This is a genomic window from Phaeovulum vinaykumarii (assembly GCF_900156695.1).
Classification (GTDB): domain Bacteria; phylum Pseudomonadota; class Alphaproteobacteria; order Rhodobacterales; family Rhodobacteraceae; genus Bieblia_A; species Bieblia_A vinaykumarii.
Genome location: NZ_FTOM01000002.1, coordinates 403,643 through 428,221 on the forward strand (window position 1 = coordinate 403,643; position 24,579 = coordinate 428,221).

The 24,579-nt window shown below is 69.0% G+C and carries 24 protein-coding genes and 1 tRNA gene; 9 read left to right on the forward strand and 16 right to left on the reverse strand.

All coding sequences use genetic code 11. The features are described from left to right. Positions 1 to 53: 53 nt before the first annotated feature. Positions 54 to 1,181: an S-(hydroxymethyl)glutathione dehydrogenase/class III alcohol dehydrogenase gene (locus tag BW949_RS06240; RefSeq protein WP_076364158.1), complete on the reverse strand. Its 1,128-nt coding sequence runs from the start codon at positions 1,179 to 1,181 to the stop codon at positions 54 to 56. Positions 1,182 to 1,255: 74 nt separating this feature from the next. Here BW949_RS06240 and BW949_RS06245 point away from each other — a divergent pair, with 74 nt between their 5' ends. Continuing rightward, positions 1,256 to 1,585 carry an I78 family peptidase inhibitor gene (locus BW949_RS06245; protein ID WP_076364160.1) on the forward strand — a complete coding sequence of 110 codons (330 nt, stop codon included), beginning with the start codon at positions 1,256 to 1,258 and terminating at the stop codon, positions 1,583 to 1,585. 319 nt (positions 1,586 to 1,904) lie between these two features. Continuing rightward, positions 1,905 to 2,285, forward strand: a complete 381-nt coding sequence (locus BW949_RS06250; RefSeq protein WP_083947612.1) for a DUF2794 domain-containing protein — start codon at positions 1,905 to 1,907, stop codon at positions 2,283 to 2,285. Positions 2,286 to 2,331: 46 nt separating this feature from the next. On the opposite strand, the gene BW949_RS06255 is transcribed toward BW949_RS06250, so the two are convergent. Together BW949_RS06255 and BW949_RS06260 are read right to left on the reverse strand one after the other, a co-directional pair. Next, positions 2,332 to 3,363, reverse strand: a complete 1,032-nt coding sequence (locus BW949_RS06255) for a YcjF family protein (protein ID WP_076364162.1) — start codon at positions 3,361 to 3,363, stop codon at positions 2,332 to 2,334. 12 nt (positions 3,364 to 3,375) lie between these two features. After that, a complete protein-coding gene (locus tag BW949_RS06260) occupies positions 3,376 to 4,803 on the reverse strand; it encodes a YcjX family GTP-binding protein (protein ID WP_083947613.1) in 1,428 nt (475 codons plus the stop codon). Between the two features lie 138 nt (positions 4,804 to 4,941). Here BW949_RS06260 and truA point away from each other — a divergent pair, with 138 nt between their 5' ends. Next, positions 4,942 to 5,718 carry a tRNA pseudouridine(38-40) synthase TruA gene (gene truA / locus BW949_RS06265; RefSeq protein WP_076364851.1) on the forward strand — a complete coding sequence of 259 codons (777 nt, stop codon included), beginning with the start codon at positions 4,942 to 4,944 and terminating at the stop codon, positions 5,716 to 5,718. Position 5,719: 1 nt separating this feature from the next. On the opposite strand, the gene BW949_RS06270 is transcribed toward truA, so the two are convergent. Further along, entirely contained in the window at positions 5,720 to 6,898 is a 1,179-nt protein-coding gene (locus BW949_RS06270) for a BaiN/RdsA family NAD(P)/FAD-dependent oxidoreductase (RefSeq protein WP_076364164.1), read from the reverse strand. 140 nt (positions 6,899 to 7,038) lie between these two features. On the opposite strand from BW949_RS06270, the gene BW949_RS06275 reads away from it, so the two are divergent. After that, positions 7,039 to 7,114, forward strand: a tRNA-Ala gene (locus tag BW949_RS06275). A 207-nt stretch (positions 7,115 to 7,321) separates the two neighbouring features. Continuing rightward, positions 7,322 to 8,935, forward strand: a complete 1,614-nt coding sequence (locus BW949_RS06280) for a hypothetical protein (protein WP_143524416.1) — start codon at positions 7,322 to 7,324, stop codon at positions 8,933 to 8,935. Between the two features lie 161 nt (positions 8,936 to 9,096). Here BW949_RS06280 and BW949_RS06285 read toward each other — a convergent pair whose 3' ends face one another. The 6 genes from BW949_RS06285 to BW949_RS06310 all read right to left on the reverse strand — a co-directional run bounded on the left by BW949_RS06285 (position 9,097) and on the right by BW949_RS06310 (position 15,826). Continuing rightward, positions 9,097 to 10,194 (reverse strand): flagellar basal body P-ring protein FlgI, encoded by a 1,098-nt coding sequence (locus tag BW949_RS06285; RefSeq protein ID WP_076364169.1) that lies wholly within the window; start codon positions 10,192 to 10,194, stop codon positions 9,097 to 9,099. Next, the gene (locus tag BW949_RS06290) at positions 10,191 to 11,180 is read right to left on the reverse strand and encodes a flagellin (protein WP_159440047.1); all 990 of its coding nucleotides are present in this window, start codon (positions 11,178 to 11,180) and stop codon (positions 10,191 to 10,193) included. Before BW949_RS06290 ends, BW949_RS06285 begins: the two co-directional genes overlap by 4 nt. 25 nt (positions 11,181 to 11,205) lie before the next feature. Then, on the reverse strand, positions 11,206 to 12,660 hold the full coding sequence (flgK, locus tag BW949_RS06295; protein WP_076364173.1) for a flagellar hook-associated protein FlgK: 1,455 nt from the start codon (positions 12,658 to 12,660) through the stop codon (positions 11,206 to 11,208). Between the two features lie 31 nt (positions 12,661 to 12,691). Then, a complete protein-coding gene (locus tag BW949_RS06300) occupies positions 12,692 to 14,080 on the reverse strand; it encodes a flagellar hook protein FlgE (protein WP_076364175.1) in 1,389 nt (462 codons plus the stop codon). A 146-nt stretch (positions 14,081 to 14,226) separates the two neighbouring features. After that, positions 14,227 to 15,078: a flagellar motor protein MotB gene (locus tag BW949_RS06305; protein ID WP_076364177.1), complete on the reverse strand. Its 852-nt coding sequence runs from the start codon at positions 15,076 to 15,078 to the stop codon at positions 14,227 to 14,229. A gap of 184 nt (positions 15,079 to 15,262) precedes the next feature. Continuing rightward, entirely contained in the window at positions 15,263 to 15,826 is a 564-nt protein-coding gene (locus tag BW949_RS06310) for a flavin reductase family protein (RefSeq protein ID WP_076364853.1), read from the reverse strand. Between the two features lie 301 nt (positions 15,827 to 16,127). Here BW949_RS06310 and BW949_RS06315 point away from each other — a divergent pair, with 301 nt between their 5' ends. Continuing rightward, complete coding sequence (locus BW949_RS06315; protein ID WP_076364179.1) at positions 16,128 to 16,769, forward strand: TetR/AcrR family transcriptional regulator; 642 nt, start codon at positions 16,128 to 16,130, stop codon at positions 16,767 to 16,769. 51 nt (positions 16,770 to 16,820) lie between these two features. Here BW949_RS06315 and BW949_RS06320 read toward each other — a convergent pair whose 3' ends face one another. Both BW949_RS06320 and BW949_RS16470 read right to left on the reverse strand, forming a co-directional pair. Further along, positions 16,821 to 17,711 (reverse strand): cation diffusion facilitator family transporter, encoded by an 891-nt coding sequence (locus BW949_RS06320; RefSeq protein ID WP_076364181.1) that lies wholly within the window; start codon positions 17,709 to 17,711, stop codon positions 16,821 to 16,823. 330 nt (positions 17,712 to 18,041) lie between these two features. Then, positions 18,042 to 18,737 (reverse strand): SH3 domain-containing protein, encoded by a 696-nt coding sequence (locus tag BW949_RS16470; protein ID WP_083947652.1) that lies wholly within the window; start codon positions 18,735 to 18,737, stop codon positions 18,042 to 18,044. A gap of 227 nt (positions 18,738 to 18,964) precedes the next feature. On the opposite strand from BW949_RS16470, the gene BW949_RS06330 reads away from it, so the two are divergent. From BW949_RS06330 to BW949_RS06340, 3 genes are all read left to right on the forward strand, one after another. Continuing rightward, the gene (locus BW949_RS06330; RefSeq protein ID WP_076364183.1) at positions 18,965 to 19,951 is read left to right on the forward strand and encodes a 2-hydroxyacid dehydrogenase; all 987 of its coding nucleotides are present in this window, start codon (positions 18,965 to 18,967) and stop codon (positions 19,949 to 19,951) included. After that, positions 19,948 to 20,391 (forward strand): GNAT family N-acetyltransferase, encoded by a 444-nt coding sequence (locus BW949_RS06335; RefSeq protein ID WP_200805130.1) that lies wholly within the window; start codon positions 19,948 to 19,950, stop codon positions 20,389 to 20,391. Before BW949_RS06330 ends, BW949_RS06335 begins: the two co-directional genes overlap by 4 nt. Positions 20,392 to 20,630: 239 nt before the next feature. Continuing rightward, positions 20,631 to 20,930, forward strand: a complete 300-nt coding sequence (locus BW949_RS06340; RefSeq protein WP_076364185.1) for a hypothetical protein — start codon at positions 20,631 to 20,633, stop codon at positions 20,928 to 20,930. A gap of 114 nt (positions 20,931 to 21,044) precedes the next feature. On the opposite strand, the gene BW949_RS06345 is transcribed toward BW949_RS06340, so the two are convergent. From BW949_RS06345 to betA, 4 genes are all read right to left on the reverse strand, one after another. Continuing rightward, positions 21,045 to 21,539 carry a copper chaperone PCu(A)C gene (locus BW949_RS06345; protein WP_076364187.1) on the reverse strand — a complete coding sequence of 165 codons (495 nt, stop codon included), beginning with the start codon at positions 21,537 to 21,539 and terminating at the stop codon, positions 21,045 to 21,047. A 32-nt stretch (positions 21,540 to 21,571) separates the two neighbouring features. Further along, the gene (locus tag BW949_RS06350; protein ID WP_076364189.1) at positions 21,572 to 21,937 is read right to left on the reverse strand and encodes a hypothetical protein; all 366 of its coding nucleotides are present in this window, start codon (positions 21,935 to 21,937) and stop codon (positions 21,572 to 21,574) included. Positions 21,938 to 22,045: 108 nt separating this feature from the next. After that, positions 22,046 to 22,738, reverse strand: a complete 693-nt coding sequence (locus BW949_RS06355; RefSeq protein ID WP_076364191.1) for a thermonuclease family protein — start codon at positions 22,736 to 22,738, stop codon at positions 22,046 to 22,048. Between the two features lie 66 nt (positions 22,739 to 22,804). Beyond that, the gene (gene betA, locus BW949_RS06360; protein WP_076364193.1) at positions 22,805 to 24,466 is read right to left on the reverse strand and encodes a choline dehydrogenase; all 1,662 of its coding nucleotides are present in this window, start codon (positions 24,464 to 24,466) and stop codon (positions 22,805 to 22,807) included. Positions 24,467 to 24,579 lie beyond the last annotated feature (113 nt).

A 24,579-nucleotide genomic window follows, 5' to 3' on the forward strand; every position in this document is an offset into this window, starting at 1 on the left:
TGTTGCCTGCGCCCCGGCCCTGTTGCCCGCGTGCCCCGTTTGTCGGCGTGGCCTCAGAAGACCACGACCGAGCGGATCGAGGCGCCCTCGTGCATCAGGTCGAACCCCTTGTTGATGTCCTCGAGCGACAGGATATGGGTGATCATCGGGTCGATCTGGATGCGCCCATCCATGTACCAATCGACGAATTTCGGCACATCGGTCCGGCCGCGCGCGCCGCCGAAGGCCGTGCCCTTCCACACCCGCCCGGTGACCAGCTGGAACGGCCGGGTCGAGATCTCGGCCCCTGCCGGCGCCACCCCGATCACGACCGATTCCCCCCAGCCGCGATGCGTGCATTCCAGAGCCTGGCGCATCACCTCGGTGTTGCCGGTGCAGTCGAAGCTGTAATCGACGCCGCCGATCCGGTCGGCGGGGGTGCGGGTCATCTCGACCAGATGGGCGACGACGTTGTCGACCTCGCGCGGGTTGACGAAATGGGTCATGCCGAAGCGCTCGCCCCAGGCCTTGCGTTCGGGGTTGATGTCGACGCCGATGATCATCGTGGCCCCGGCCATCTTGAGCCCCTGGATCACGTTCAGCCCGATCCCGCCCAGACCGAAGACCGCCGCGGTCGCGCCGATCTCGACGCGGGCGGTGTTCAGCACCGCACCGATGCCCGTGGTCACGCCGCAGCCGATGTAGCAGATCTTGTCGAAGGGGGCGTCCTCGCGCACCTTGGCCAGCGCGATCTCGGGGATCACGGTGTGATTGGCGAAGGTCGAGCAGCCCATGTAATGGTGGATCGGCGTGCCATCGAGCATCGAGAAGCGCGTGGTCCCGTCGGGCAGCAGGCCGCGGCCCTGCGTGTCGCGGATGGCGGTGCAGAGGTTGGTCTTGCGCGACAGGCACGAGGGGCATTCGCGGCATTCGGGCGTGTAGAGCGGGATCACGTGGTCGCCCGGCTTGACCGAGGTGACGCCGGGGCCGCATTCCAGCACGACGCCCGCGCCTTCGTGGCCCAGGATCGCGGGGAAGATGCCCTCGGGGTCGGCGCCGGATCGGGTGAATTCATCGGTATGGCACAGGCCGGTCGCCTTGATCTCGACCAGCACTTCGCCGGCCTTGGGACCGTCGAGATTCACCTCCATGACCTCGAGCGGCTTTCCGGCTTCGAGCGCGACCGCGGCACGGGTTCTCATCGGGGGTTCCTCCTTGTATATCCGGGGAAAGTCTGGATGTTTATTCGGGCCTTGTAACGTCGGGGTGCGACATTATGAAACGATTTGCCGTCATTGCCATGCTGGGTGGGCTGATGTTGGCCGGCTGTGCCGAACCGACACCGCCCGAGCCGATCCCCTATCAGCCGATCACGCCGCCGCCCACGATCGGCACGCCGCTCGAGGAGCGCACCCCCGACACCTGCCACGCGGCCGATCATCAGGCGGTGATGGGCCAGCCGGCGGCGGTCATTCCCACGCTGGGGCTGACGCGCCCGGTGCGCGTGGTCGAATGGGGCGGGATCGAGGATCAGATCTACAATCCCCAGCGCATCGTCTTCCGGCTGGACCCGGCCGGCAACATCGCCAAGATCGACTGCGGCTGACGGCCCCCGCCGGTTCGCCCGTGGGGACGTTGCGGCATGAAAAAGCCCGCCCGGATCGCACCGGGCGGGATCTTTGCTTTTCAGCGGTGGCTCTGGCGGCACGAACTGGGTGGGGGCTGTTGACCGCACCGCCAGAGCGCTAGCGTTTTCCGCTTCGCCCTTTATCCGCGTCGATCAGGGCGCGCGCGCGGTTGGATCGTGGCGCGGAAAAGGTCATTTGCGGGCAGGATGAGGGCAGGGTTAAGGCGCGCCGGATCAGGGCCGGCCGGGCCGTTCCTGCGCGCTTGAACCGGCGGCGGGACACTGGCACGATGCACGGATGGCCGCCCCCGACATCCCCCCCGCTGCATCCCCGCATGTCACGCCCCTGTCGCGGGGATCGAACGGGGCGCCCGTGCCCGAACAGGTGGCCTTTGACCGCCACGAGCTGGGGGTGATCCTGGGGCTTTACGGGCGGATGGTCGCGGCCGGGGAATGGCGCGACTATGGCATGAGCTTCCTGCGCGAGGTGGCGGTGTTCTCGATCTTCCGCCGCGCCGCCGAGGTGCCGCTCTACCGGATCGAGAAACGCCCCCGCCTGCGGATGCGCCAGGGGCAATATGCGTTGATCGGGGCGCAGGGGCAGGTGCTCAGGCGCGGGCATGACCTGCGGGTTCTGCTGCGCGATCTCGAACGCAAGCTGATCCGCCCGGTGGATTGATCGACGGCGGGGCTTGACGGCGGGGCCGCCGCGGTGGAGGGCGCGCTCAGCCCTCCTCGCGTTCCTTGCCGAACAGGCCCGTCAGCGCCCGGCTGACGATATTCGAGACCCGCGGCCGGTCCAGCGCCACGAAGGGCATCGGCCGGCAGACCTCCATCGCGGCGACGCCCACGCGCGCGGTCAGCGCCCCGTTGACCACGCCTTCGCCGAAGCGGCGCGAGAGCTTCGAGACGATGCCCCCGCCCGCGACGGACCCCAGCAGATCGTCGCCCACCGCCACGGCGCCCGTGGCCACCAGATGCGTCAGCACCGTGCGCGCCAGCCGGATCGAGCCCAGCGCGCCGGCCCGCCCGCCGTAAAGCTCGGCCAGGCGGCGGATCATGCGCAGATTGGCCACCAGTGCGGTGAGGACATCGGCCAGCGCCAGCGGCACCAGCGCGGTGGTGGTGGCCACCAGCCGCGCCGCGGCCTCGATCTCGAGACGGGCGGCGGCGTCGAGCGGGGCCATCAGCTCGCGCTCGGCCAGCATCAGCGCGGTGTCGGGGTCCAGCACCTCCTCGGTGCGCTTGCGCAGCCGCTTGCGGGCGTCGGCCATCTCGGCGCGGCCTGCATAAAGGCCCGACAGATCACGCAACACGCGCCGGGCGTGCTTCATGTCGGTGCCGCGTGCGGCCTCGGTCACCTCGCGCTGGACCCGGTCGAGCCGCGCCAGCCGCGACCAGCCCGCCAGCTCGCGCGCCACCACCAAAAGCGCGGCCAGCGCGAAGGCCGCCAGAAGGGCCGTGCCCAGCCAGCCCAGCAGCGGGTTCGCCGCGATCAGCGCCGTCAGCGCGTTCCAGGCGCCCAGCGTGACGAAGAAGCCCAGCGCCGCCAGCGCCGTCTGCCAGAAGAAGCGCGTCAGCCGCGAGGGCCGGCGCGCCGCCAGCCGCGCCGCGATCTGCATCGCGCGGCCCTCGGGCAGGTCGGGGCCGGGGCGGGCATCGGGGGGGGGCGCGGCCTCGGCCGGGCTGGGCCGCGGCGCGGCAGCCTCCAGTTCGATCAGCACCGGGCCCGGCGGGCGTCGCCGTGTGTCAGTCATGCGGTCTCCTTCTCAGAGCCGGTCGCCGAACAGGAATTCGGCCGCGCGGTCCAGACGGATATGGGGGGGGCCCTCGCCGGGGCGCAAGGTGATGGGGGCGGGGGCGAAGCTCATCACCTCGTAATCGGCGTCCAGCCAGCGCGGCGCGCCCTCACGCGCGGGGGCCAGGATCTCGGCGGGGTTCTCGGGCAATTCACCGGCATAGAAGGCCGCCTGCCGCCCGTCCAGAAGCCGGCCGCGCACCGCCTCGAGGGTCTCGCCCTGGTGGGTGATGTCTTCCTCGGTGGTGGCCCGCAGCGCGGCGATCGCCATCGCCTGCGCGCGGGCGCCGGCGAAATTCGCCCGGTCGCGGGCCTCGGCCAGAAGCGCCTCGGTGATCGCGCTCAATCTTGCGTGCTGGGCGTGGTGCAGGTGGTCGGCCTTGGTCGCGGCAAAGAGGATGCGCTCGACCCGGCGCAGACCCAGCAGATTGGCCAGCCACGACGAGCGCCCCGGACGGAAGGCGGTCAGGATCGCGGCCATCGAGCGGCGCAGATCCTCGAGCGCGGGCGGGCCTGCGTGGATCGCGCCCAGCACGTCGACCAGCACCACCTGCCGGTCGATCCGGGCGAAATGGTCGCGGAAGAAGGGGGTCACGACGCGCGCCTTGTAGGCGTCATAGCGCCGCTCCATCTCGCGCCAGAGGCTGCCGCGCGGCGGCGGGCGATCGGGCGGCAACAGCGGCGCGAAGGTCAGCGCGGGCGATCCCGCCATCTCGCCGGGCAGCAGGAACCGGCCCGGCGTGCAATCCGACCAGCCGGCCGCCCGCGCGGCGTTCAGATGGGCGGTATAGGCCGCGGCCAGCTCCTGGGCGGCATGTTCGCGCAAGGGCTGGCCGGGGTCGATGTCCTGCACGGTTTCCAGAAACGCCGCCCCCAGCGGCCGCGGCGTGATGCGCGACAGCACATCGGCCGACCAATCGGCGTAGGAGCGGTCCATCAGCGCCAGGTCCAGCAGCCATTCGCCGGGGTAATCCACGATGTCGAGATGCACGACCTGCGGCCCGCGCAGCGCCCCCAGCATGCCCCCGTGCTGGACCCGCAGCGACACGCGCAGCTGGCTGACGGCGCGGGTGCCGTCGGGCCAATGCGGCTCGGTCCCGGTCAGCGCGCCCAGATGGCGTTCGAATTCGAAGCGCGGGACGGTGTCGTCGGGCTGGGGTTGCAGCCAGGCGCCCTGCACCGCGCCCGAGGCCACCGCCGACAGCGCCGGCATCCGCCCGCGCTCGATCAGATTGGCCACCAGCGAGGTGATGAAGACCGTTTTCCCCGCGCGCGAAAGGCCCGTGACCCCCAGACGCACGACCTGATCGCCCGTCACGCTGTCGACAAGGCCGGTCACCCCGTCGATGCCGCGCTCGACGCCGCGGAACAGACCGCCCGCCAGATCGGTGATGCCCATCCTGCCGTTCCCCCTCTTGCGGGTGCTGAGTGGCCTTCAAGATAGGCATCGTGACGGCCGCGTAACAGGGACAAAAGCGCCGCGCCGCACGGTTCGGCCCCTTGCGCGGGGCGGGGGCGCCGGGCTATGGCCCCGCTCATGCCCCGTTATGCGCTTCTCATTGAATATCACGGCGCGCCGTTTTCCGGCTGGCAGCGCCAGTCGCACCAGCCGTCCGTCCAGGGCGCGGTCGAGGCGGCGCTGGACCGGCTGGGCCCGCATCCCGGCATCATGGCCGCCGGGCGCACCGATGCGGGGGTGCATGCCTCGGGGCAGGTCGCCCATGTCGATCTGGAGCGCGACTGGGACCCGTTCCGCCTGTCCGAGGCCCTGAACGCCCATCTGCGCCCGCATCCGGTGGCGGTGCTGCGCGCCGCGCGCGTGCCCGACAGCTTTCACGCGCGCTTTTCCGCCATCGAGCGGCGCTATACCTTCCGGCTGGTGGCGCGGCGCGCGCCGCTTGCGCTCGAGGCCGGGCTGGCCTGGCAGGTGCGCCATACGCTGGACGTCGAGGCGATGCGCGCGGGGGCTGCGCATCTGGTCGGGCATCACGACTTCACCACCTTCCGCTCGACGATCTGCCAGGCGAAATCGCCGGTGAAGACGCTCGACGAGATCCGCATCGAGACGCTGGCGATCCCCGAGGGGGTGGAATTCCGCTTTCACCTGCGGGCGCGGTCCTTCCTGCACAACCAGGTGCGGTCGATCGTGGGGACGCTCGAGCGGGTGGGGGCGGGGGCCTGGGCGCCCGAACGCGTGGCCGCGGCGCTGGCCGCGCGTGACCGGGCCGCCTGTGGTCCGGTCAGCCCGCCGCAGGGCCTGTTCCTGACCCATGTGCGCTACCCCGAGGCCCCCTTTCCCGATCAGACCGCCTGAATCAGACCGCCTGACCGGCCGCCCAGCCCGACGACCAGGCCCATTGCAGGTTGTAGCCGCCCAGCCAGCCGGTGATGTCGACGACCTCGCCCACGAAATGCAGCCCCGGCACCTTGCGCGCGGCCAGCGTGCGGCCGTCCAGCGCGTCCGTGGCCACCCCGCCCAGCGTCACCTCGGCGGTGCGCCACCCTTCGGTGCCCTGCGGCACCAGGCTCCAGCGGTGCAGCGCGGCGTCAAGCCGGTCGAGCGCGGCATTCGAGATCGTCCCCAGCCGCCCCTCGAGGCCCTCGGCCGCCACGATATCGGCGGCCAGCCGCTCGGGCAGGTCCGCCGCCAGCGCCCGTGACAACATCTGGCGCGGATGTTCGGCCCGCCGCGCGCGCAGCGTCTCGGCCGGACGCTGCCCCGGCGCCAGATCCAGCGTGACCGCCTCGCCCTCGTGCCAATAGCTCGAGGCCTGAAGCACCGCCGGACCTGACAGGCCGCGATGGGTGAACAGAAGCCCGCCGCGGAACCGGCGGTGCGGGGTGGCGATCTCGGCCTGAAGGCTGACACCCGCCAGCGCCGCGGCGCGGCTCAGAAGCCCGCCCCCCAGCGTCAGCGGCACGAGGCCCGGCCGCTGATCGACGACGCGCAGCCCGAAGTCTTGCGCGATCCGGTAGCCAAGGCCCGAGGCGCCCATCTTGGGGATCGAGCGTCCGCCCGTGGCCACGACCAGCCGCGGCGCCACGAACGGGCCGCGCGGGGTGGCGACGCGAAAGCCATCCGGGCCATGGGTGACCGTCTCGATCGGCGTGGACAGATGCAGCGTCGCCCCCGCGGCGTTCAGATCCGTCATCAGCATCGCCACCAGATTGCGCGCAGATCCCGCACAGAACAGCTGCCCTTCGGCCTTTTCCTCCCACCCCAGACCCGCCGCGGCCATCCGCGCGATGAAGTCCCACGGCGTGAACCGCCCCAGCGCCGACATCGCAAAGCGCGGATTTTCCGACAGGAAGCGCTCGGCCCGCATGTCGAGATTGGTGAAGTTGCAGCGCCCGCCCCCCGAGATGCGGATCTTCTCGCCCGGCGCGCGGGCATGGTCCAGCACGATCACGCGCCGGCCGCGCCGCCCGGCCTCGATGGCCGCCATGAGACCGGCCGCGCCGGCCCCGAGGATCACAACATCCGCCTGGGTCATGCGCGTTCCTAGCGCCTTTGGTGTCGGCCCGGCAATGGCCCCGAAGCGCCCGTCGCCAGGCCCGCAAAATTTTTGCGACAAAGGCGTTTGGGGTCGCTTGACATCCCCCCCGGCTTGAGCGAAAAGCCGGCCCACGGTGAGGGGCAGTAGCTCAGTTGGGAGAGCGCGTCGTTCGCAATGACGAGGTCAGGGGTTCGATCCCCCTCTGCTCCACCAAGCCGTTTTCCTGAAATCCCAATCTCCCGAATTCTCATCGTGTGTGCTCGTGTCATGCGTTGACCCGGGGCGCTTTGCTTGCCGCTTTCGTGGCAAGAGGTGCTAGACTCGGCGGTGCGGCCGGGGGCGTTCCTGTCTGTCCTTCCTTTCACATGGGTACGTGCGGGGCCGTGAAATGACGTGATTTGAATGGGATGGGGAGAATTCATGGCAACGATTTTTGCGGATGCGCTCTCGCCCTCGTCGAAACGCTTGCCGCGTCCCGCGCGCGATATCGAGATCTTGCGCGTTGTCGCCAATCTCGCCGGCGATGATTTCGCCATGGCGGCGCAGGCCGCGCGCCAGGCCGCCTTGACCTGGGCTGCGGGGCGGGCAGGGGGGCGGTTTCCGGCCGATGCGTGGAAGCACTTCGATTTCGAGCTTCTGGCGGGGGGACGCAACAGCGCGGCCGTGCGCTTTGTCGCCGGTGGGGTCGACCTGTGGGCCTTGCGGGCGGAGGATCCGGACAAGACGGTGCCGGGGCGGATCTGGACGACGGAAATCGTCATCGGCGGCCGGGGCGGCGACCGCCCGCACATGAGCTTGAGGCTCATCGTCAGCACCAATGAGCGCGAGCTTGACATCGAGCCGCATGTGCCCGGAATTCTGCGACAGATAGCGCAGAATCCGGGCTTTCTGCATGGCGGCCGGGGTCTGACCGACACTCCCAGGCCGCTTCGCAACGAAAATGACGCGGAGGATCTGTGCGACCACCTGGAAGATCCGGCGCGTCGTCTTCCGGTCATTGTCGTCACCTTGCCTGCTGACGCGGAGGCGCGCCCGATGATCGACGATCTGATCGTGGCCCGCGCCGTGACTGGCATGGCGCGCGTGATCCGCGTGCCTGCTGAACTGACCTGGGTTCTGACACAGCGGTTCGGCAAGCTGCGGTCGGTCTTCGAGGGCGGCGTGCGTCTCTATCTGCCGGGGTTCTCGAACGCGGATGATGCCTATCGTCATCGGCTTTTTACCGCCGCGGCATTGCAGGATGCGGCGAAAGCCGAGGCCTGCGGGTCGTGGCTGCGCCGCACGGTCGCCGGGCTGAGCGTGTCGTCATCGCGCCTGGGCAAGGATGTCGTCGAATTCGCAGCCGTTCGCACGGCCTGCCGCCGCCTGCGCAAGAAAAGTCTGGCCGAACAGAAGGCGCCCGATGCCGCACTTCTGCCCCTGGCCGAGGAAGAGATCGACGCGCTGAAGGCCGAGTTGGAGAACAAGGACCAGGAGATCGACCTCTATATCGCCGAGATCGAACAGGCCGAGGAACGCGCCACCGCCGCCGAACAGGAAAACCGGGCGCTGATCTGGAAGATCCGGCAGATGCAGGATGCGCAGGCGCGCAGCGGCTCTGCGCAGACTTGCGAGCCGCCGCTGCCGCAGGAATGGGCAGAATTTCTGGATTGGCTCGACAGCACCTATCCGGACCGCATCGTCCTGACGCCGCAGGCGCGGCGCCTGGTGCGTGCGCCGGTCTTCGAGGATGTTGCTCAGGTGGCCCGCGCGATTGCCTGGCTTGCGACCGTTCAGCATGAGCGCCGTCTGGGGGGCGGGGGAAGCACGCGCGATGAGCTGATCGAGACCGGCATCTATAATGCCTATTGCGGTGGAGATGCCTACAAGACCTTGTGGCAGGGGCGCCGTTACGAGGTGGACCAGCATGTCAAGAATGGCGGTAACCTGCGCGATCCCCGGCGCTGTTTACGGATCTATTATTTCTGGGCGCCCGAGGATCAGCGGACGGTGATTGATCATCTGCCCACGCACCGCCCGACCTCTGCGACGTGACCCAAGTGTCGGGCCGCCCATCACAATGCCTGCGGGAAAGCGCGGGCTTCTGGCGGTGGGGAGCTGGCGTGCCGCCAATGGCCGCTACGCCCAAAGGCAGAGTTACGTCATAGCCGGCAGGCCGCGGCGTCTGAAGCCGCGACCTGCCGGAGGGGGATCGCTCAGTTCACCAGGAACTCGGCATGCAATGCGCCGGCGGCGTTGATGCTCTTGAGGATGTCGATCATGTCGCGCGGGCTGACGCCCAGGGCATTGAGACCGCCGACGACCTCGGAGAGAGACGCGGTTTCAGGCAATTCGGCCATCTTGATGCCGGGCTCTTCCTGGATTTCGGCATCCGTGCGGGGCACGACGACCGTCTGACCTTCGGAGAAGGGGCTGGGCTGCACCACTTGCGGCGTTTCCTGGATGCGCAGGGTCAGGTTCCCCTGGCTGACCGCCACCCGCGAGATCCGCACATCCTCGCCCACGACGATGGTGCCGGAGCGTTGGTCCACCACGACGCGCGCGCGTTGCTCGGGCTCGACGGTGATATTCTCGATCCGCCCGATTACATGCGCGGTCGAGCGCATGTTGGCCGCACTGGTGTTGACCGAAATCGTGCCGGCATCCTGCATCAAGGCGATGCGGCGGCCGAATTCGCCGTTGATGGCGCGCTCGATCCGCTCGGCGGTGGTGAAATCGGGGGTGCGCAGGGCCAGGCGCACCTGATCCAGATCGGCGAAGTTGAACTCGATCTCGCGCTCGACCCGCGCACCCGAGGGGATGACCCCCGAGGTCGGAACACCCTGCACGACCTTGGCGCCGTCGCCTTCGGCCGCGACCCCGCCGGCCAGTATGGTGCCCTGCGAGACGGCGTAGATCTCGCCGTCGGCGGCGCTGAGCGGCGTCATCACCAGCGTGCCGCCCAGAAGGCTCTTGGCATCGCCGATCGCGGCCACGGTCACGTCGATGCGGCTGCCGGCCCGCGCAAACGGGGGCAGCTCGGCCGTGACCATCACCGCGGCCACGTTCTTGGGCCGGAATTGCTCGCCCGTGACGTTGACCCCGAGACGCTCGAGGATGTTTTGCATGATTTCTTCGGTGAAAGGCGAATTGCGCAGGCCATCGCCCGTGCCGTTCAGGCCGACGACGAGACCGTATCCCACAAGGTCGTTGCCGCGCACGCCGTCGAATTCGACCAGATCCTTGATGCGGATCGGGGCAGCTTCGGCGAGTATCGGCAACAGACACAGGATCAGGGCGAGAAGTTTTTTCATCGCATGTAATCCGTAAACGAGAGTTCCGACAGACGGGCGGTCAGCGTGTAGAGCGTTTCGATCTGCGTCTGCACCGCCTCCATCGCGGTCGCCGTCTCATAGGGGTCGGCTTCCACGATCTTGGATCGCGCCAGTTCCAGCGCAATTCGTTGCGAGCTGTTCTGCGTCTGGGCGTCCGAAACATGACCTTCGGTCCAGCCCACTTCCGCGCGGGTATAGGTCAGCGCGTCCTGGCCGGTGATGACCTTTTCGCCCGCGGTCTGGATGAGTTCGCTGCGCGCGTCGAGATCGCCGGCAAAGGCGCCGCGCGCCAGCATCGAGGCCATCGCAAGACCCTTCAGCGTGTCACGGAAGCCCGAATCAAGCGCGGTGACGCCAAAGGTGGCGGTGTCGGTCTCGCTGACGCGCACGGGGTCCATCGCCACGCCGCCCAGATAGGCGGTGTCAACGAAGCCGCCGCCGCCGGCCGGGGCATCGAACCAGGCGCTGACCGCAGCCTCCAGCGCCGCGGCGCTGGTCGCGCCGGCGGTGGCCGTCTCCAGCGTGGTCAGCAGGGTTTCGGCATCCACCAGCGGCGCCGTGTCGAAATCCTTGCCCGCGAACAGATAGCGCCCGGTGGTGTTGGTATTGATGGCCGACACCACCGCCTTGAAGACGCCATAGGCCTTCTCGGCATTGGTGTCGATCATGATGTCGCTGGTCGTGGTGCTGGCCGACACCAGCGTGCCACCGATCTCGAAGGTCGCATCCTGGATGGTCTTCAGCGCGCTTTGCATGGCCGACGCCATCTGCTCGGCCTCGGCCGAAGCGGTATCGAAGGCGTCCATGTTGTGCAGCGAGCGTTCGATGCCGGCCAGGGTGGAATAATCGCCCTGCACCGCCTTGGCGACATCGGACACCCTGCCCGAGACCATTTCGTCGGTCAGCCGCAGCGAGAGTTGCTTCAGCTGCGTGTTGTGCTGCCGGAAGGTGTGGGCCTTCACCATGTCCCCAACGGAAATATAAGCCATATCAGATCGCCAGCAAGGTTTGGATGAGTTCGTCCATGGTCCGGATGACCTGGGCGTTGGCCGCATAGGCCTGTTCGATCAGCATCAGGCTCTGCATCTCCTGATCGGTGTCGACCCCGTCGGCCAGTTCAAGCGACTTCAGCGCGTCCTGACGGGCGCTGGTGTAGCTTTGCGTGGTTTCCGCGGTCAGCCGCGAGGCCGAGACCTGCGAGAGAATGTCGGAAGCAAGCCCCGAGACCGAGCGCGCCGAGCCGATGAAATTGCCCGAGGCGGGCACGCGCGGGTCGGACATGACCACCGTCATCGCATTGAGCAAGGTGGCATCGCCGACCGAGCCCGGCGTCGCCGCACCCAGCCCGTCGCGCAGCCGCCAGGTGGCGCCGCCCTGCGTCGGGTCCACCAGCGCATTGACCGAAATGCGCCCGGCAAGCCCGACTTCAAGCGTGGTGTCGAGCGCATTGCCGGCATCGGTGAACAGGCCCGGATCGCCGGGCGTCAGCGTCGTGTCGACGGTGGGATCCTCGAAGCGCGAGATCAGGTCGCGCGCGAAGGCGTCGATCTGGGTCTGCGCGGCCGGGGCCAGTTCGTCGCGGATGGAAAACAGCGCCCCCAGAGAGCCGCCGCCCATCAGCCCGTCGTCCTTGGTCGAGACGGTCATGCCGTTCATGGTCAGGCCGGACAAGGTGCCCGCGCCCAGGCTCTTGCTGGCATCGATCGCGCCGGCGGCCGTGAATTCGAAGGTGACCGGCGTGCCTTCCAGAAGGATCGCGCCGCCGGTGGTGAACAGCGAGATCTGGTCGTTTTCCCGTGCGACCTCGCGCACCGGGACGATGGTCGAGATCTGGTCCACCAGCGCCTGACGTTTGTCGAACAGGGCCGAGGCGTCCTGACCCGAGGACCGCGCGGCCACGATATCGGTGTTCAGCTCGTCGATCTGCTGGAGTGATGTGTTCAGCAGGTCGATCTGTTCCGCGATCTGCCGGTCGGCGGACATGCGGATATCCTGGATCTCGTCGCTGGCGGAATTCAGCTGCGAGGTCAGCGCCTGCGCCGAGCGTAGCACGGTGTCGAGCCGGCCTTCGCTGTCGGGGCGGCTGGCCGCCTCCACGAAGGCCGATTCGAGATCGGAAATGCTGTCGGAGAGCGACGAGCCCGAGCCGGGCTCGCCCAGAAGTTTCTCGATCTGCGTGTAATAGTCGACGCGCGTATCGGCATTGTCGAGCGCGGCATCGGCCAGCCGCCGGTCGTTGATGACGACCTGATTGACCACGCGGTTGACGCCCACGACGTTCACGCCGCCGCCCTGGTTGCCCAGAACCTGCGACGCGATCGAAAGTTCGCGCCGGGCATAGCCTTCGGTCATCACGTTGGCCGTGTTCGAGGACACGACCTCGGCGGCGCGGGCCGCCGCCGAGAGCCCGGTCAGGGCGTTGTTCATCGTGCTGGCAATGCTCATGTCCGGGCTTCCTTATGGGCCGATCCGGCGATCAGCGCTTGATGTTGGTGGTTTCCTGCAACATCTCGTCGACGGTGGTGATGACCTTGGCGTTCGAGGAATAGGCGCGCTGGGTCTGGATCAGATTGGTCAGCTCCTGCGCCACGTCGGTGGTCGAGCCTTCCAGCGCATAGCCCACCACGGCCCCGGTCGGCCCGTCGCCGGCATCCCACAGGAAGAACGACCCCGAGGTCGGCGAGACCTGGAACGTCTGGTTGTTGAGCGCGGTCAGGCCGTTGGCGTTGGGCACGTCGACCAGCGGGATCTGGTAGACGGTGCGGATGAAGCCGGTGTCGTAGGTGGCGCGGACATAGCCGTTCTCGTCGACCTCGACCGAGGTCAGGTTGCCGACCGGCGAGCCGTCCTTGGTGATCGAGGTGGGCGCGAAGCTGCTCGACAGCTGGGTCAGGCCGTTGGTGTCGCCGGGCTTGCCCACGGTGACGTCGATGGTCTGCTTGCCCCCCGCGACGCTGAGGGTCAGCCGGCCGTCGGTGCTGTTGTAGGCCGGGAAGCCCGCCTCCGTCGGCACTATGGTCTTGATCGTACCGCCGTTCACCGAATCGTCGTTGAAGGTGACGGTGTAGATGCCCATCACGCTTTCGTCGTCGGCAAAGGTCAGCGGGTCGCCGTCGTCGGTCGTGGTGTCATCGGCGGTCGCGCTGTCGCGGATGACCATCGTCCAGGTGTTCGACGGGTCCGGGATCGGCGGCGTGGCAGTGGCATCGGGGGCCACCGGCGTGAAGGTGATGTTCAGCTTCTCCGAGGTGCCGAGGTTTCCGAAATATTCGACCGACAGCGGCAGCGGGTCGCTGATCGTGGCCGAATCGGTGCCGACGGCGGGCAGGTTGACCCCGAGGTTCATCGCCGAGGTCGGGTCGCCGGCGGTCTGGTTGGCGTTGATGATGACCGGTTGCAGGTCGGACATGGTATCGCGCGACATGGTCGGGATCGTGCCGTCGGCGCTGGCCGGCCAGCCCAGCAGCACAAGGCCCGAATCGGTGCGCAGCACGCCGTCGGCATCGGTGCGGAACGAGCCCGTGGTGGTCATGGTCAGCGGGCGGTCACCGGTCATCGAATCCAGCGTGACCGAGGGGATCACCGGCAGGAAGCCACGGCCCGAGACCGCGAGGTCGAGAGAGTTCGAAGTCGACACGAGCGACCCGCGCTGGTCGATCATGCGCGCGGTCTGGGCACGGACACCGCCGGCCGAATAGACGCCCGCACCGCGGGCCTGGTTGATGACCATGCTCTGGAAATCGGCCGTCGAACGTTTGTAGCCATAGGTGCCAGAGTTGGCGATGTTGTCCGAGATCGTCGCCAGCCGCGTGGCGTTGGCGGCCAGGCCTGCGACGCCGGCATTGAGCGAGGAGGAAATCGACATTGGGTTGTGCGCCTTTCTGCTGCTGCGTCCCTCGTGTGAGAGCAGAATGGCGAAAGGCGCTTAACATCCCCCTAACAGCTAAACTTGAGCGATAATTGCTTCGGTCGGCAGGGCCGGGCCGCGTGGGGCCCGGCCCTGCCGAAGGGCTATTTTCCCTTGCGCAGCAAGATCATCTCAAGCCGGTTGTTGCGCACATCCATCGGGTTTTCGGCCGAGGGCTTGCGGTCGGCAAAACCCGTCACCCGTTGCAGGCGGTCCCGCCGGATCTCGGTCCCCTCGAGCATCTGGCGCATGGCCTGGGCGCGTTCGGCCGACAGCTCCCACGAGGGATTCTCGCGCAGCATCTCGGGAAAGGCCCGGACATGGCCGTTCACCGCGATCTCGTTGTCGACCAGCGAGAAGACACGCCCCAGCATCGCCGCGATCTGGCGGGTCAGCTCGGTCGGCTCGGCGCTGTCGCCCACGAACAGGGGCTCGCCGTCGATGTCGAAGAATTCGACGATCAGGCCTTCGTCCGTGACCCGCGTCACGATATGACGCATGGCCTGTTCGCTGACCATGGATTCCCCGGCGATGCCCATCAGCGCTTCCTCGATCTGGCGCTGAAGCTCCTGGAACTTGTCGGCCTCGGCCTCGGCATCTTGCGATTGCGTGCCGGTCTGGCCGCGGGCCTGACGTTCCTCGGTTGGCCGCGGGCTGCTGGCGCCGATGCCGTTCTGCGCGATCTGGTCTTCGGAGAAGACGGAATCGCCGCCGAAGGACCCGTTGCCCCCGCCCGAAACCCTGTTGATCGGAATCGTCGGGTTGAAGTAATCCGCGATCCCCTTGCGTTGCTTTTCGGTCGTTGCGTTCAGCAGCCACATCAGCAGGAAGAAGGCCATCATGGCCGTCACGAAGTCCGCATAGGCCACTTTCCAGGCACCACCATGGTGCCCGTCGCCGCCCGAGACTTTCTTCCGTTTGATGATGACTGGAGCCGCGTTGTCACGCGCTGCCATTCCACCACCCCAATTGTTCACCCGAGGTTCACGCTAGCAGGCGCCGCTTAATGGGGACTTAAGCTCTAAAATGCTTGGTTTTTTCCCTGTCGTCGGGCTGGCCCGAGACCAAATGTCTCTAATCATCGGGCTGACCCGAGACGAAATGTCACAAATCATCGGGCTGGCCCGAGACCAAATACCCCTAATCGTCGGGCTGGTCCGAGACGAAATGCCCGAACTTGCCGCCGGCAAAGACCAGCGGTGCACGCGCCGCCCCCAGCGCCACGCGCGTCACGCGGCCGATGATGATCGTGTGATCGCCGCCGTCATGGCGCGCCTCGGTGGTGCAGTCAAAGCGCACCAGAGCGTCGGCCAGATGCGGCACGCCATCCTCGCCCGCGCGCCAGGCCAGACCGTCAAAGCCCGCCCCGCTGGAGGAAAAGCGCGCGCACAGCGCCTGCTGCTCGGCGCCCAGCACATGGATCGAAAAGGCGGGGGCAGCGGCGAAATGGACATGCCGCAGCGACGCCCGCGCCGCCGACCACAGCACCAGCGGCGGATCGAGCGACACCGACGCGAAGCTGTTGACCGTGATCGCCAGCGGCGCGCCCTCGGGGGCGCAGGCATCGGGGGCGGCACGCGCGGTCACGATGGTCACCCCGGTGGCAAAGCGCCCCAGCGCCGCCCGCAATGCGCGCGGATCGGCCGGATCGGGCGCAAAGGTGGTTTCGGCATGGCTCTCGGCCCGGTCGAGCGCGGCGCCGATCGCCTGCCCCTCGTCCTGGGCGCGGGCTCCGGGGGTCGACGCAGTCCTGCGGGCGGTGTCGCGCTGGCTCACGAGGGGTCTCCTGCTGTCGGTTCGGGATATCGGTTCCACCGTCTGCCCGCCGAATGGGCAGCTTGCGCACAGACATAGCCGATGGCCTTGCCAAGGCAACCCTGCGCGTCCGGCCTGCGGCGTAAGGCCGGTGTAATTCTACCCATTTTTGCTTGTCCTTGCTTAGGGGTGGTGTCTATCTACGCCCATTATTGCTGGTATACCGGCGCAGCTTCAGAAAGCAGGTAGGATGGGCGAGACGCGTATTCGTCGCGGCCGCAAGTTTGGTCAGGTTCTCGAGGGCGCGCGCGAGATATTCCTGCGCGATGGCTTCGAAGGGGCCAATGTCGACGAGATCGCGCGCGCCGCACAGGTCTCGAAGGCGACGCTCTACAGCTATTTCCCGGACAAGCGGCTTCTCTTCATGGAGGTGGTGCGCGTGGAATGCGCCCATCTGGCCGATGCCGCGGTCGAATTGACCGACGTCAATGCTGCGCCCGAAGACGTGTTGACCCGCGCGGGCGGGCGCATCGTCGATTTCATCATGTCGCCCTTTGGCCGGGCAATCTATCGCCTCAGCGTGGCCGAAAGCGACCGGTTCCCCGAATTGGGGCGTCGATATTACGAATCGGGCCCGCTTCTGGTGCGCGCGCGTCTGGTCGGCTATCTCCAGGCGGCCGTCGCGCGGGGCGAGCTGGAGATCCCCGATCTGGATCTGGCCGCCGATCAGTTCGCCGAGATGTGCCGCGCCAACATCCAGCTGCGTGTGGTTCTGGGGATCGACGAGGTCAGCGCGGCAGACCGCGCCCGCACGATTGCCGGCGCCGTCGAGGTGTTCCTTGCGCGCTATCGCGTGCGCCCGCCGCACCCGGTCGAGACGATCGAGCCCTGAGAAAATCGACGCCCGAGAACCCCGCGCCGCACGGGCAGGCCCGGGGGGCGTTCAGGGCTGCGCGGGATCGGTCTTGGCGACATCCTGATGCACGATGACATAGGCGCCGGGGTGGCGTTCGAGGATCTGCGCCTTCAGCCGGGCGGCGGTGGCATGCGCCTGGCGCAGCGGCTGGTCGCCGTCCAGCTCGATATGGATATGCACGAACAGCCGGCTGCCGGCGGTGCGCGTGCGCAGGTCGTGAAAGCCGCGGATCTCGGGGATGGCGCGGGCCATCTCGGCCACGCCAGCCACGATCTTCGGGTCGGCGGTCCGGTCCATCAGCGCGTCCCAGGCGGCGCGCCCGATCCCCAGCGCGCCGCGGCCCATCCACAGCGCCGCCAGCGCCGCGATCACCGCATCGACCCGCGTCAGCCCGAACCGGTCTGACAGCCATAGCGCCAGGATCGCCCCCGCGGTCGGGATCAGGTCGCCCAGGTAATGCAGCCGGTCGGCAGCCACCACGCGGTTGCCGGTGCGCCGCGCCACCCTCGTCTGCCAGGCGACCAGCGCCCCGGTCAGCACCACCGACACCACCATAACCGTGATGCCGGCCCCCTGCGCCGTCAGAGGTTCGGCCGTGCCCAGAAGACGCCCGGCGGCGGTCCACAAGATCACCCCCGCCGAGACCAGCACCAGCGCCGCCTGCGCCAGCGCGGCCAGATCCTCGGCCGAGGAATGGCCGAAGGCGTGGTCGTCATCGGCGGGGCGGGCGGCATAGAGAATGGCCAGGACGGCGCCCAGCGACACCATCAGGTCCATGGCGCTGTCGGTCAGCGAGGCCGCGATCGACAGCGCCCCGGTGATCCACAGCGCCCAGAGCTTGAGCCCCACCAGAACGGCCGCCACCAGCACCGAGGCCAGCCCCGCCGACAGGTTCAATCTGTGCGTCTGTGTGCTCATGATCCCCCCGGATCGTCCGCATCAGTGGATCGGTCCCCACGGGTGGCCGCGGGGCCGGCGGCGGGCGCGCCGGACACGCCTGATAGCGCCGCCGGGCCGCCATGGCCAGAGCTGTTCGGGGCCAAAGCGATCGGGGCCAAAGCAGGTCGGGGCCAGAGCAGATCGGGGCCAGAGGTGATCGCGCCAGGGCCATCCGCGGCCCGAGCCTATCCCAAGCGCCCCGCCTTCGGGCGCACATGTCCGTGCGCGGGCCTGGCGCCGATGTCGCAGGGCCGCGCCGGATCGGGTTGGTCGGATCGGGCCGGGTCGGGTCGGGCGGGGGGGGGGGCGTCAGTCGCGGATCTCGTCGGGGTCCACGCCCCACAGCACGTCCTTGCGCACCCATCCCTCTTCGCCCTGGGCGCTGATCTCGCACCAGTCGAGGTTGCATTCGCCCAGCCGGCCCACGGTGCCGCGTTCGGCCAGCGCCACCACCTGCGCGCGGATATCGGGGCTGCGCAAAAGCCGCACGCCGTCGTCGGTCACGACCGCCGTGCGCACGCCAGACAACAGCGAATAATGCACCCAGCCGCCGGCGCCGTCGCGGTCTTCGACACGGCGCCAATGGCCGTATTCGCCGGTCACCCGCAGCGGCATGCCGGGATGGCGGAACACCCAGTCGATGCGATGCGACAGAGACGGGCCGCGCCGGGCGTTGCCCTCCGATGTCTTGAGCGAGACATAGCGCGGGATCGGCAGGTTGGTGACGGCACCGCGGCTGCCGGGCCGGGCCGGCGGCGGCGCGCGGCGCGCGGATGTGGCCGTTTCGGGGGTTGCGGTTTCGGGGGGCGCCGTTGCCGCGGCGTTCGGGTCACTCTCGTCCGGGGCGGCCTCTTCGGGGGCCTCGTCCTCGGGGTCTTCGGTCGTGTCCTCGATCACGGTCGCGTCATCGGCGGCGGCCTCCCCGGCCGCGTCAGTGCCCCCCAGCGCCGCGGCCAGGCTGGGCAGATCCCGCGGCGCGTCCTGCCGGTCCGCGCCCAGCGTCATCAGCCACGCCACCACCCCCAGCGCCGCTGCGCCGCCCAGATAGAATCGGATTCTTCTCATGACTGTCCGTTCGTTTGCCGGGGCGTCGTCCGGGCCCCTGCGCCGCCCTGGCGCCCGCCGCGGGGACGTCTGCCTGATCTTCCTGCCTTGCCGGGGCTTGTGCCCTCGCGCGTTGCGGTCCACTTTGCCAGCAAGAGACCCGACAGGGAAGAGAGGAGAGCCCCGTCATGCCCGCCCCGCGCCTGAGTGTTGTCCTGACGCGACGCCTGCCCGAAGTCGTCGAGACCCGGATGAAGGAACTTTTCGATGTCGAACTGCGCGAGGGCGACCAGCCCATGACCCGCGAGGAACTGGCCGCGGCGATGCGCCGGGCCGATGTCCTTGTGCCGTGCGTCACCGACCAGATCGACGCCAACCTGCTGGCCCAGGCGGGCGAGCGGCTGAAGCTTGTCGCCAATTACGGCGCCGGGATCGACCATATCGACGTGGCCACGGCGCGGATGCGCGGCGTGCTGGTGTCCAACACCCCCGGCGTCGTGACCGAGGACACCGCCGACATGACCATGGCGCTGATCCTGGCCGTGACCCGCCGCATCCCCGAGGGCCTGGCCGTCATGCAGGCCGGCAAATGGGAGGGCTGGGCCCCCACCGCCTTCATGGGCGGGCGCGTCGGCGGCCGGCGGCTGGGTATCCTGGGTATGGGCCGGATCGGGCAGGCGGTGGCCCGCCGGGCGCGCGCCTTCGGCATGCAGGTCCATTACCACAACCGCCGCCGCCTGCGCCCCGAGATCGAGGCCGAGCACGAGGCGACCTATTGGGAAAGCCTCGACCAGATGGTCAGCCGGATGGATGTCATCTCGGTCAACTGCCCGCACACGCCCTCGACCTATCACCTGCTCAACGCGCGCCGGCTCAAGCTGCTGAAGCCCAGCGCGGTCATCGTGAACACCTCGCGCGGGGAGGTCATCGACGAGAACGCCCTGACCCGCGGCCTGCGTGCCGGCGAGATCGCGGGGGCGGGGCTCGACGTGTTCGAGCACGGCCACGAGATCAACCCCCGCCTGCGCGAACTGCCCAATGTCGTGCTGCTGCCGCATATGGGTTCGGCCACGGTCGAGGGCCGCGTCGAGATGGGCGAGAAGGTGATCATCAACATCAAGACCTTTGCCGACGGGCACCGGCCGCCGGATCTGGTGGTGCCGGGGGTGATGTGACCCCGCCGCGGCTGTCCCCTTTCGGCGCCGCGCATGTTTCGGCGGCGCGCGCGCTCTGGGCGGGGATGGCGGGCGTCTGTCTCGATGCCGCCGACAGCCCCGAGGCGCTGGCCGCCTTCCTGAGCCGCAATCCCGGCCTGTCCTTCGTGGCCGAGGCCGACGCGGGGCTGGTCGGCACGGTGCTGGCGGGCCACGACGGGCGGCGCGGTGCGCTTTATCACCTGGCGGTGGCGCCCGCGGCGCGGCGCATGGGCACGGGACGGGCGCTGGCCCTGGCGGCGATGGCGGCGCTGGGCCGGGCGGGGATCGCCAAGGTCCATATCCATGTGCTGGCGGATAATGCCGCGGGGCTGGCCTTCTGGGCGGATCTGGGCTGGCGAGGCCGGCCCGAGATGGTGCTGATGTCCGCGCCGACACCCGCACCAGAGCGGCTGGCCTGAGCGGGCCGGTTTGAGCGGGCCAATCCAAGCGGGGGAGAGATCCGCGCGCGCCGCGTTCGCGGGCTGTTCCGGTCTCGGCGGCAATCCCCGCGCCGTCGCGCGGGCGATGACCGTGCGCGTTGAAGATTTGCCGGGTTTCTGTTAACCTTTACGAGTCTGGTCGGGCGCTGCGGATGGGGCCGCAGGGGGGCGTTTCCGACCGGCCAAGAGGTCCACATCCACCCGAGGCACGAGCATAAATGAAACGAACCCTTCTCGCCCTGCTGCTGACCGGAATTTCCGCCCCCGCAGCCTTTGCCGGGCCCATCGACGGCGCCTGCATGCGCGCCGGACGGGCCAATGACCCGGCGCTTTGCAAATGCATCCAGCGCGCGGCTGATCTGACGCTGACCCGCGCCGACCAGCGCCGCGCGGCCGGCTTCTTCAAGGATCCGCACAAGGCGCAGGAGGTCCGCCAGTCCGACCGCGCCAGCGATGCGGCCTTCTGGCGGCGCTACCGCAATTTCGGCGACACCGCCGAAGCCTATTGTGCCCAATAGGGTGCAACGCCCCGGCCACCGGGACCGGGGCAGCGACGAGAACGGGCACCCCGAGGGGTGCCCGTTCTGCGTTTGAAGACGGCGCCGGGCCGCATGCGCGATGCGCAGGCGGGCTCAGTTGGCGGGCATGCCCATGCCCATGCCGGGCTTGGCGCCGTTCATCATGCCCATGGGGCGGTTGCGCGACAGATCCACCGGCACCTCGACGACGACATCGCCGGCGTGCTCGAAGGTCAGCGTGACCGGCACCACCGTGCCATCCTCGAGCGGGCCCTTCAGGCCCAGGAACATCACGTGATCGCCCCCGCGCTTGAGCGCGCGCGTGCCATGGGCCGGCACCGGGAAGCCGTCCTCGACCTCGATCATGCGCATGACGCCATTGGCATCCGAGATATGGGTGTGCAGCTCGACCCGTTCGGCCACGTCGGCATGGGCGGCGATCACGCGGTCGTCGCGGTCGGTGGTGTTGACGATGGTCATGAAGGCGGCCCCGGAATTGGCCATCATCGAGGAGACGATGGCATAGGGGTCGTTGAATTCGAAATCGGCGGCATGGGCGCCGCCGGCAAGGGCCGCCAGGGCAGCGGCGGTCAGAAGGAAGCGTTTCATCTGGTGCAATCCGTCTTGGAAAGGGGGCTGGCTCAGGCGAAGGGAGCGCCACCACCGGGCGGACCGCGCGCGCGGGGCAAGGTGGCGCGCCGCGCGCGGACAAGGTGCGGGGCCGGGGGCGCAAGGCGCTCCACCCGGCCTTCGGGACGCATGAAGACGACAGGCGGCGCATCGAGCGCGGCCATCAGACCCAGCACCATGTCGGGACAGATGTGGACAGGCCCGACCGGATCGCCGTTCGCGTCGACGGTGATGGTCGAGAAGCCGTAGCCCGTGCAGATCACGATCTCGCCCGCGGCCCGCGTCTGGCCTCGGGCGACCGCCATCGTGAGGCTGGTCGCGCCGAGCACGAGCGCGAGGAGAAGCGTGAACAGGGTTCGGGCCGGGCGCCACATCATGGCAACACTCTAGCCCAGGCACGGCCGGAGAAAAGCGGAATCTGCGCGGAATGTCGCAGGGGTGCGCGGTTGGGGCGCGTGTCCGGGGCGCGCGGTTGGGGCGCGGGCTCAGGGGTGGCGCGGGGGGCGCCATCCGGCGGCGCGCGCCGCGCGTTCCGAACAGAACCAGCGTTCGCCGCGGGCAGTGTCGATCCGGGTCGCGGCATAGGCGCGGGTGCCGGGCAGGTGATAGATGCGCCCGCGCGCCGAGATGTTGCCCTTGATCGTGCAGCCGTTCCCGCCCGAGACCGAGGCGGGGGCCGGGGCGGAGTTCGAGGCCGCAGCCGGGGTGGCGGCCAGCCGGTCGCCGCGGCGGAAGGCCTCGGGGCGCAGCGCCGGTCCGGCCCAGACCCCGCGGCGGGCGGCGCGCGCACGCGCCTCGGCGCCCAGATAGGCGCGCGAATAGCGGGCATAGGCAAAGGCGGCGCCGCTTTCGACCAGCGCCGCGCCCACGTCCTGACCTGTCGCTGTCCGGCAGCGCGCCACCAGCCGGTCATAGCGGTCCCGGTCGCGGCCCTCGCAGCGCAGGCCGCGGGCGCTGAGCTGGCGCAGCGCCGCGGTGGCCGCGCGCCCGCAATCCCAGGTCCGGCCGGCCGCGTCGCGGCAGCGCTGCGCGCCCTCGGGGGCGTCGATGCCGAAAAGCCGGATGCGGGTGCCGGAAAGCTCGATCGTGTCGCCGTCGATCACCCGCGGCACACCCGACGGCCCGGCCAGAGCGGCGCCGGGGGACAGGAAAAGGAGCAAAAGAAAGACCCGCAACATGGCTTCATGTTGCGGGTTGCGTGGGGCGCGTCAATACATCTTGTGGATGATGGTGAATCTGTCGCGCTATCGCTGGCGGGTCTGCCAGTCCGGGGCGATCCAGGGCGTGACCTCGGCGCGCGGCAGGCTGCGGCCCAGGATGTGATCGGCGATCTTCTCGCCGACCATGATCGAGGGGCCGTTGAGATTGCCGTTGGTGATGCGCGGGAAGATCGAGCTGTCGGCCACGCGCAGCCCCTCGACCCCGATCACGCGGGCCTCGGGGTCGACCACCGCCATCGGGTCGTCGGCGGCGCCCATGCGCGCGGTGCCGCAGGGGTGATAGGCGCTTTCGACATGTTCGCGGATGAAGGCGTCGATCTCGTCGTCGCTGGTCACATCCGGGCCGGGCTGGATCTCGGCGCGCAGATAGGGGGCAAAGGCCGCCTGGCCGAAGATTTCGCGGGTCAGGCGCACGGCGCGGCGGAATTCGACCCAATCGTCGGGGTGGGACATGTAGTTGAACAGGATCTCGGGCGCCTGGCGCGGGTCGGGGCCCGTCAGGCGCACATGGCCGCGCGATTTCGACCGCATCGGGCCGACATGCGCCTGAAAGCCATGCCCGACCGCGGCGGCCTTGCCGTCATAGCGCACGGCCAGCGGCAGGAAGTGATACTGGATATCGGGATAGCGCACGCCCGCGGCCGAGCGGATGAAGGCGCAGGCCTCGAATTGATTCGAGGCGCCAAGGCCGCGCCCGGTGAAGAGCCATTGCGCCCCGACCGAGACCTTGCCCCAGAGGTTCCAGTATTTGTAGAGCGTCACCGGCTGGGCGGCGGCATATTGCATGTAGATCTCGAGATGGTCTTGCAGGTTCGCGCCGACGCCGGGGCGGTCGGCCCGCACCTCGAGGCCGTTCTCGCGCAGATGCGCGGCCGGTCCGATCCCCGAGAGCATCAGAAGCTTGGGCGTGTTGATCGAGGAGGCCGCCAGGATCACCTCGCGGCCGGCGCGGATCACCTCGGTCCGGCCGCGGCGCGCGATCTCGACCCCCACGGCGCGGCGCCCTTCGAAGACCACGCGCTGGGCCAGGCCGCGCAGGATGCGCAGATTGCCCGTGCGTTTGGCCGGGCGAAGATAGGCATTGGCCGCCGACCAGCGCCGGCCGCGCCAGATCGTGGCCTCCATCGGGCCGAAGCCCTCTTGCTGGGGGCCGTTGTAATCGGGCGTGCCGGGGTAGCCGGCCTGCCGGCCTGCCTCGATGAAGGCTTCGAAAAGGGGATTGGCGCGCGGGCCGCGGGTGACATGGAGCGGGCCGTCATGGCCGCGCCAGTCGGCATCGGTGCCGGGCTCGGAGCCGTGCCAGTTCTCCATGCGTTTGAAATAGGGCAGGACATCGGCATAGGACCAGCCCGCCGCGCCCGTTTCGGCCCAATGGTCGAAGTCGCAGGCATGGCCGCGCACGAAGACCATGCCGTTGATCGAGGACGACCCTCCCAGAACCTTGCCGCGCGGGGTGGCCAGGCGCCGGCCGTCCAGATGGGGTTCGGGGGCGGTGCGGAAGCCCCAGTCATAGATCCCCATGTTCATGGGATAGGAGAGCGCGGCGGGCATCTGGATGAAGGGGCCCCAATCGGTGCCCCCGAATTCGATCAGCACGACCTTGCGGCCGGCTTCGGCCAGCCGGTAGGCCAGCGCCGAGCCGCCCGAGCCCGCGCCCACGATCACATATTCGGCCGTTGTCGTCATTGGTCTTGCTCCAGGCAGAGGGGCCTTCTGGCAAAGGAAGGGAGGAGGAGGGGGGAGAGGAGGGGAGGGGAGGGGAGCGGCCCTTGCCCCCATCGAGGGGGCGCGGGCCGCGC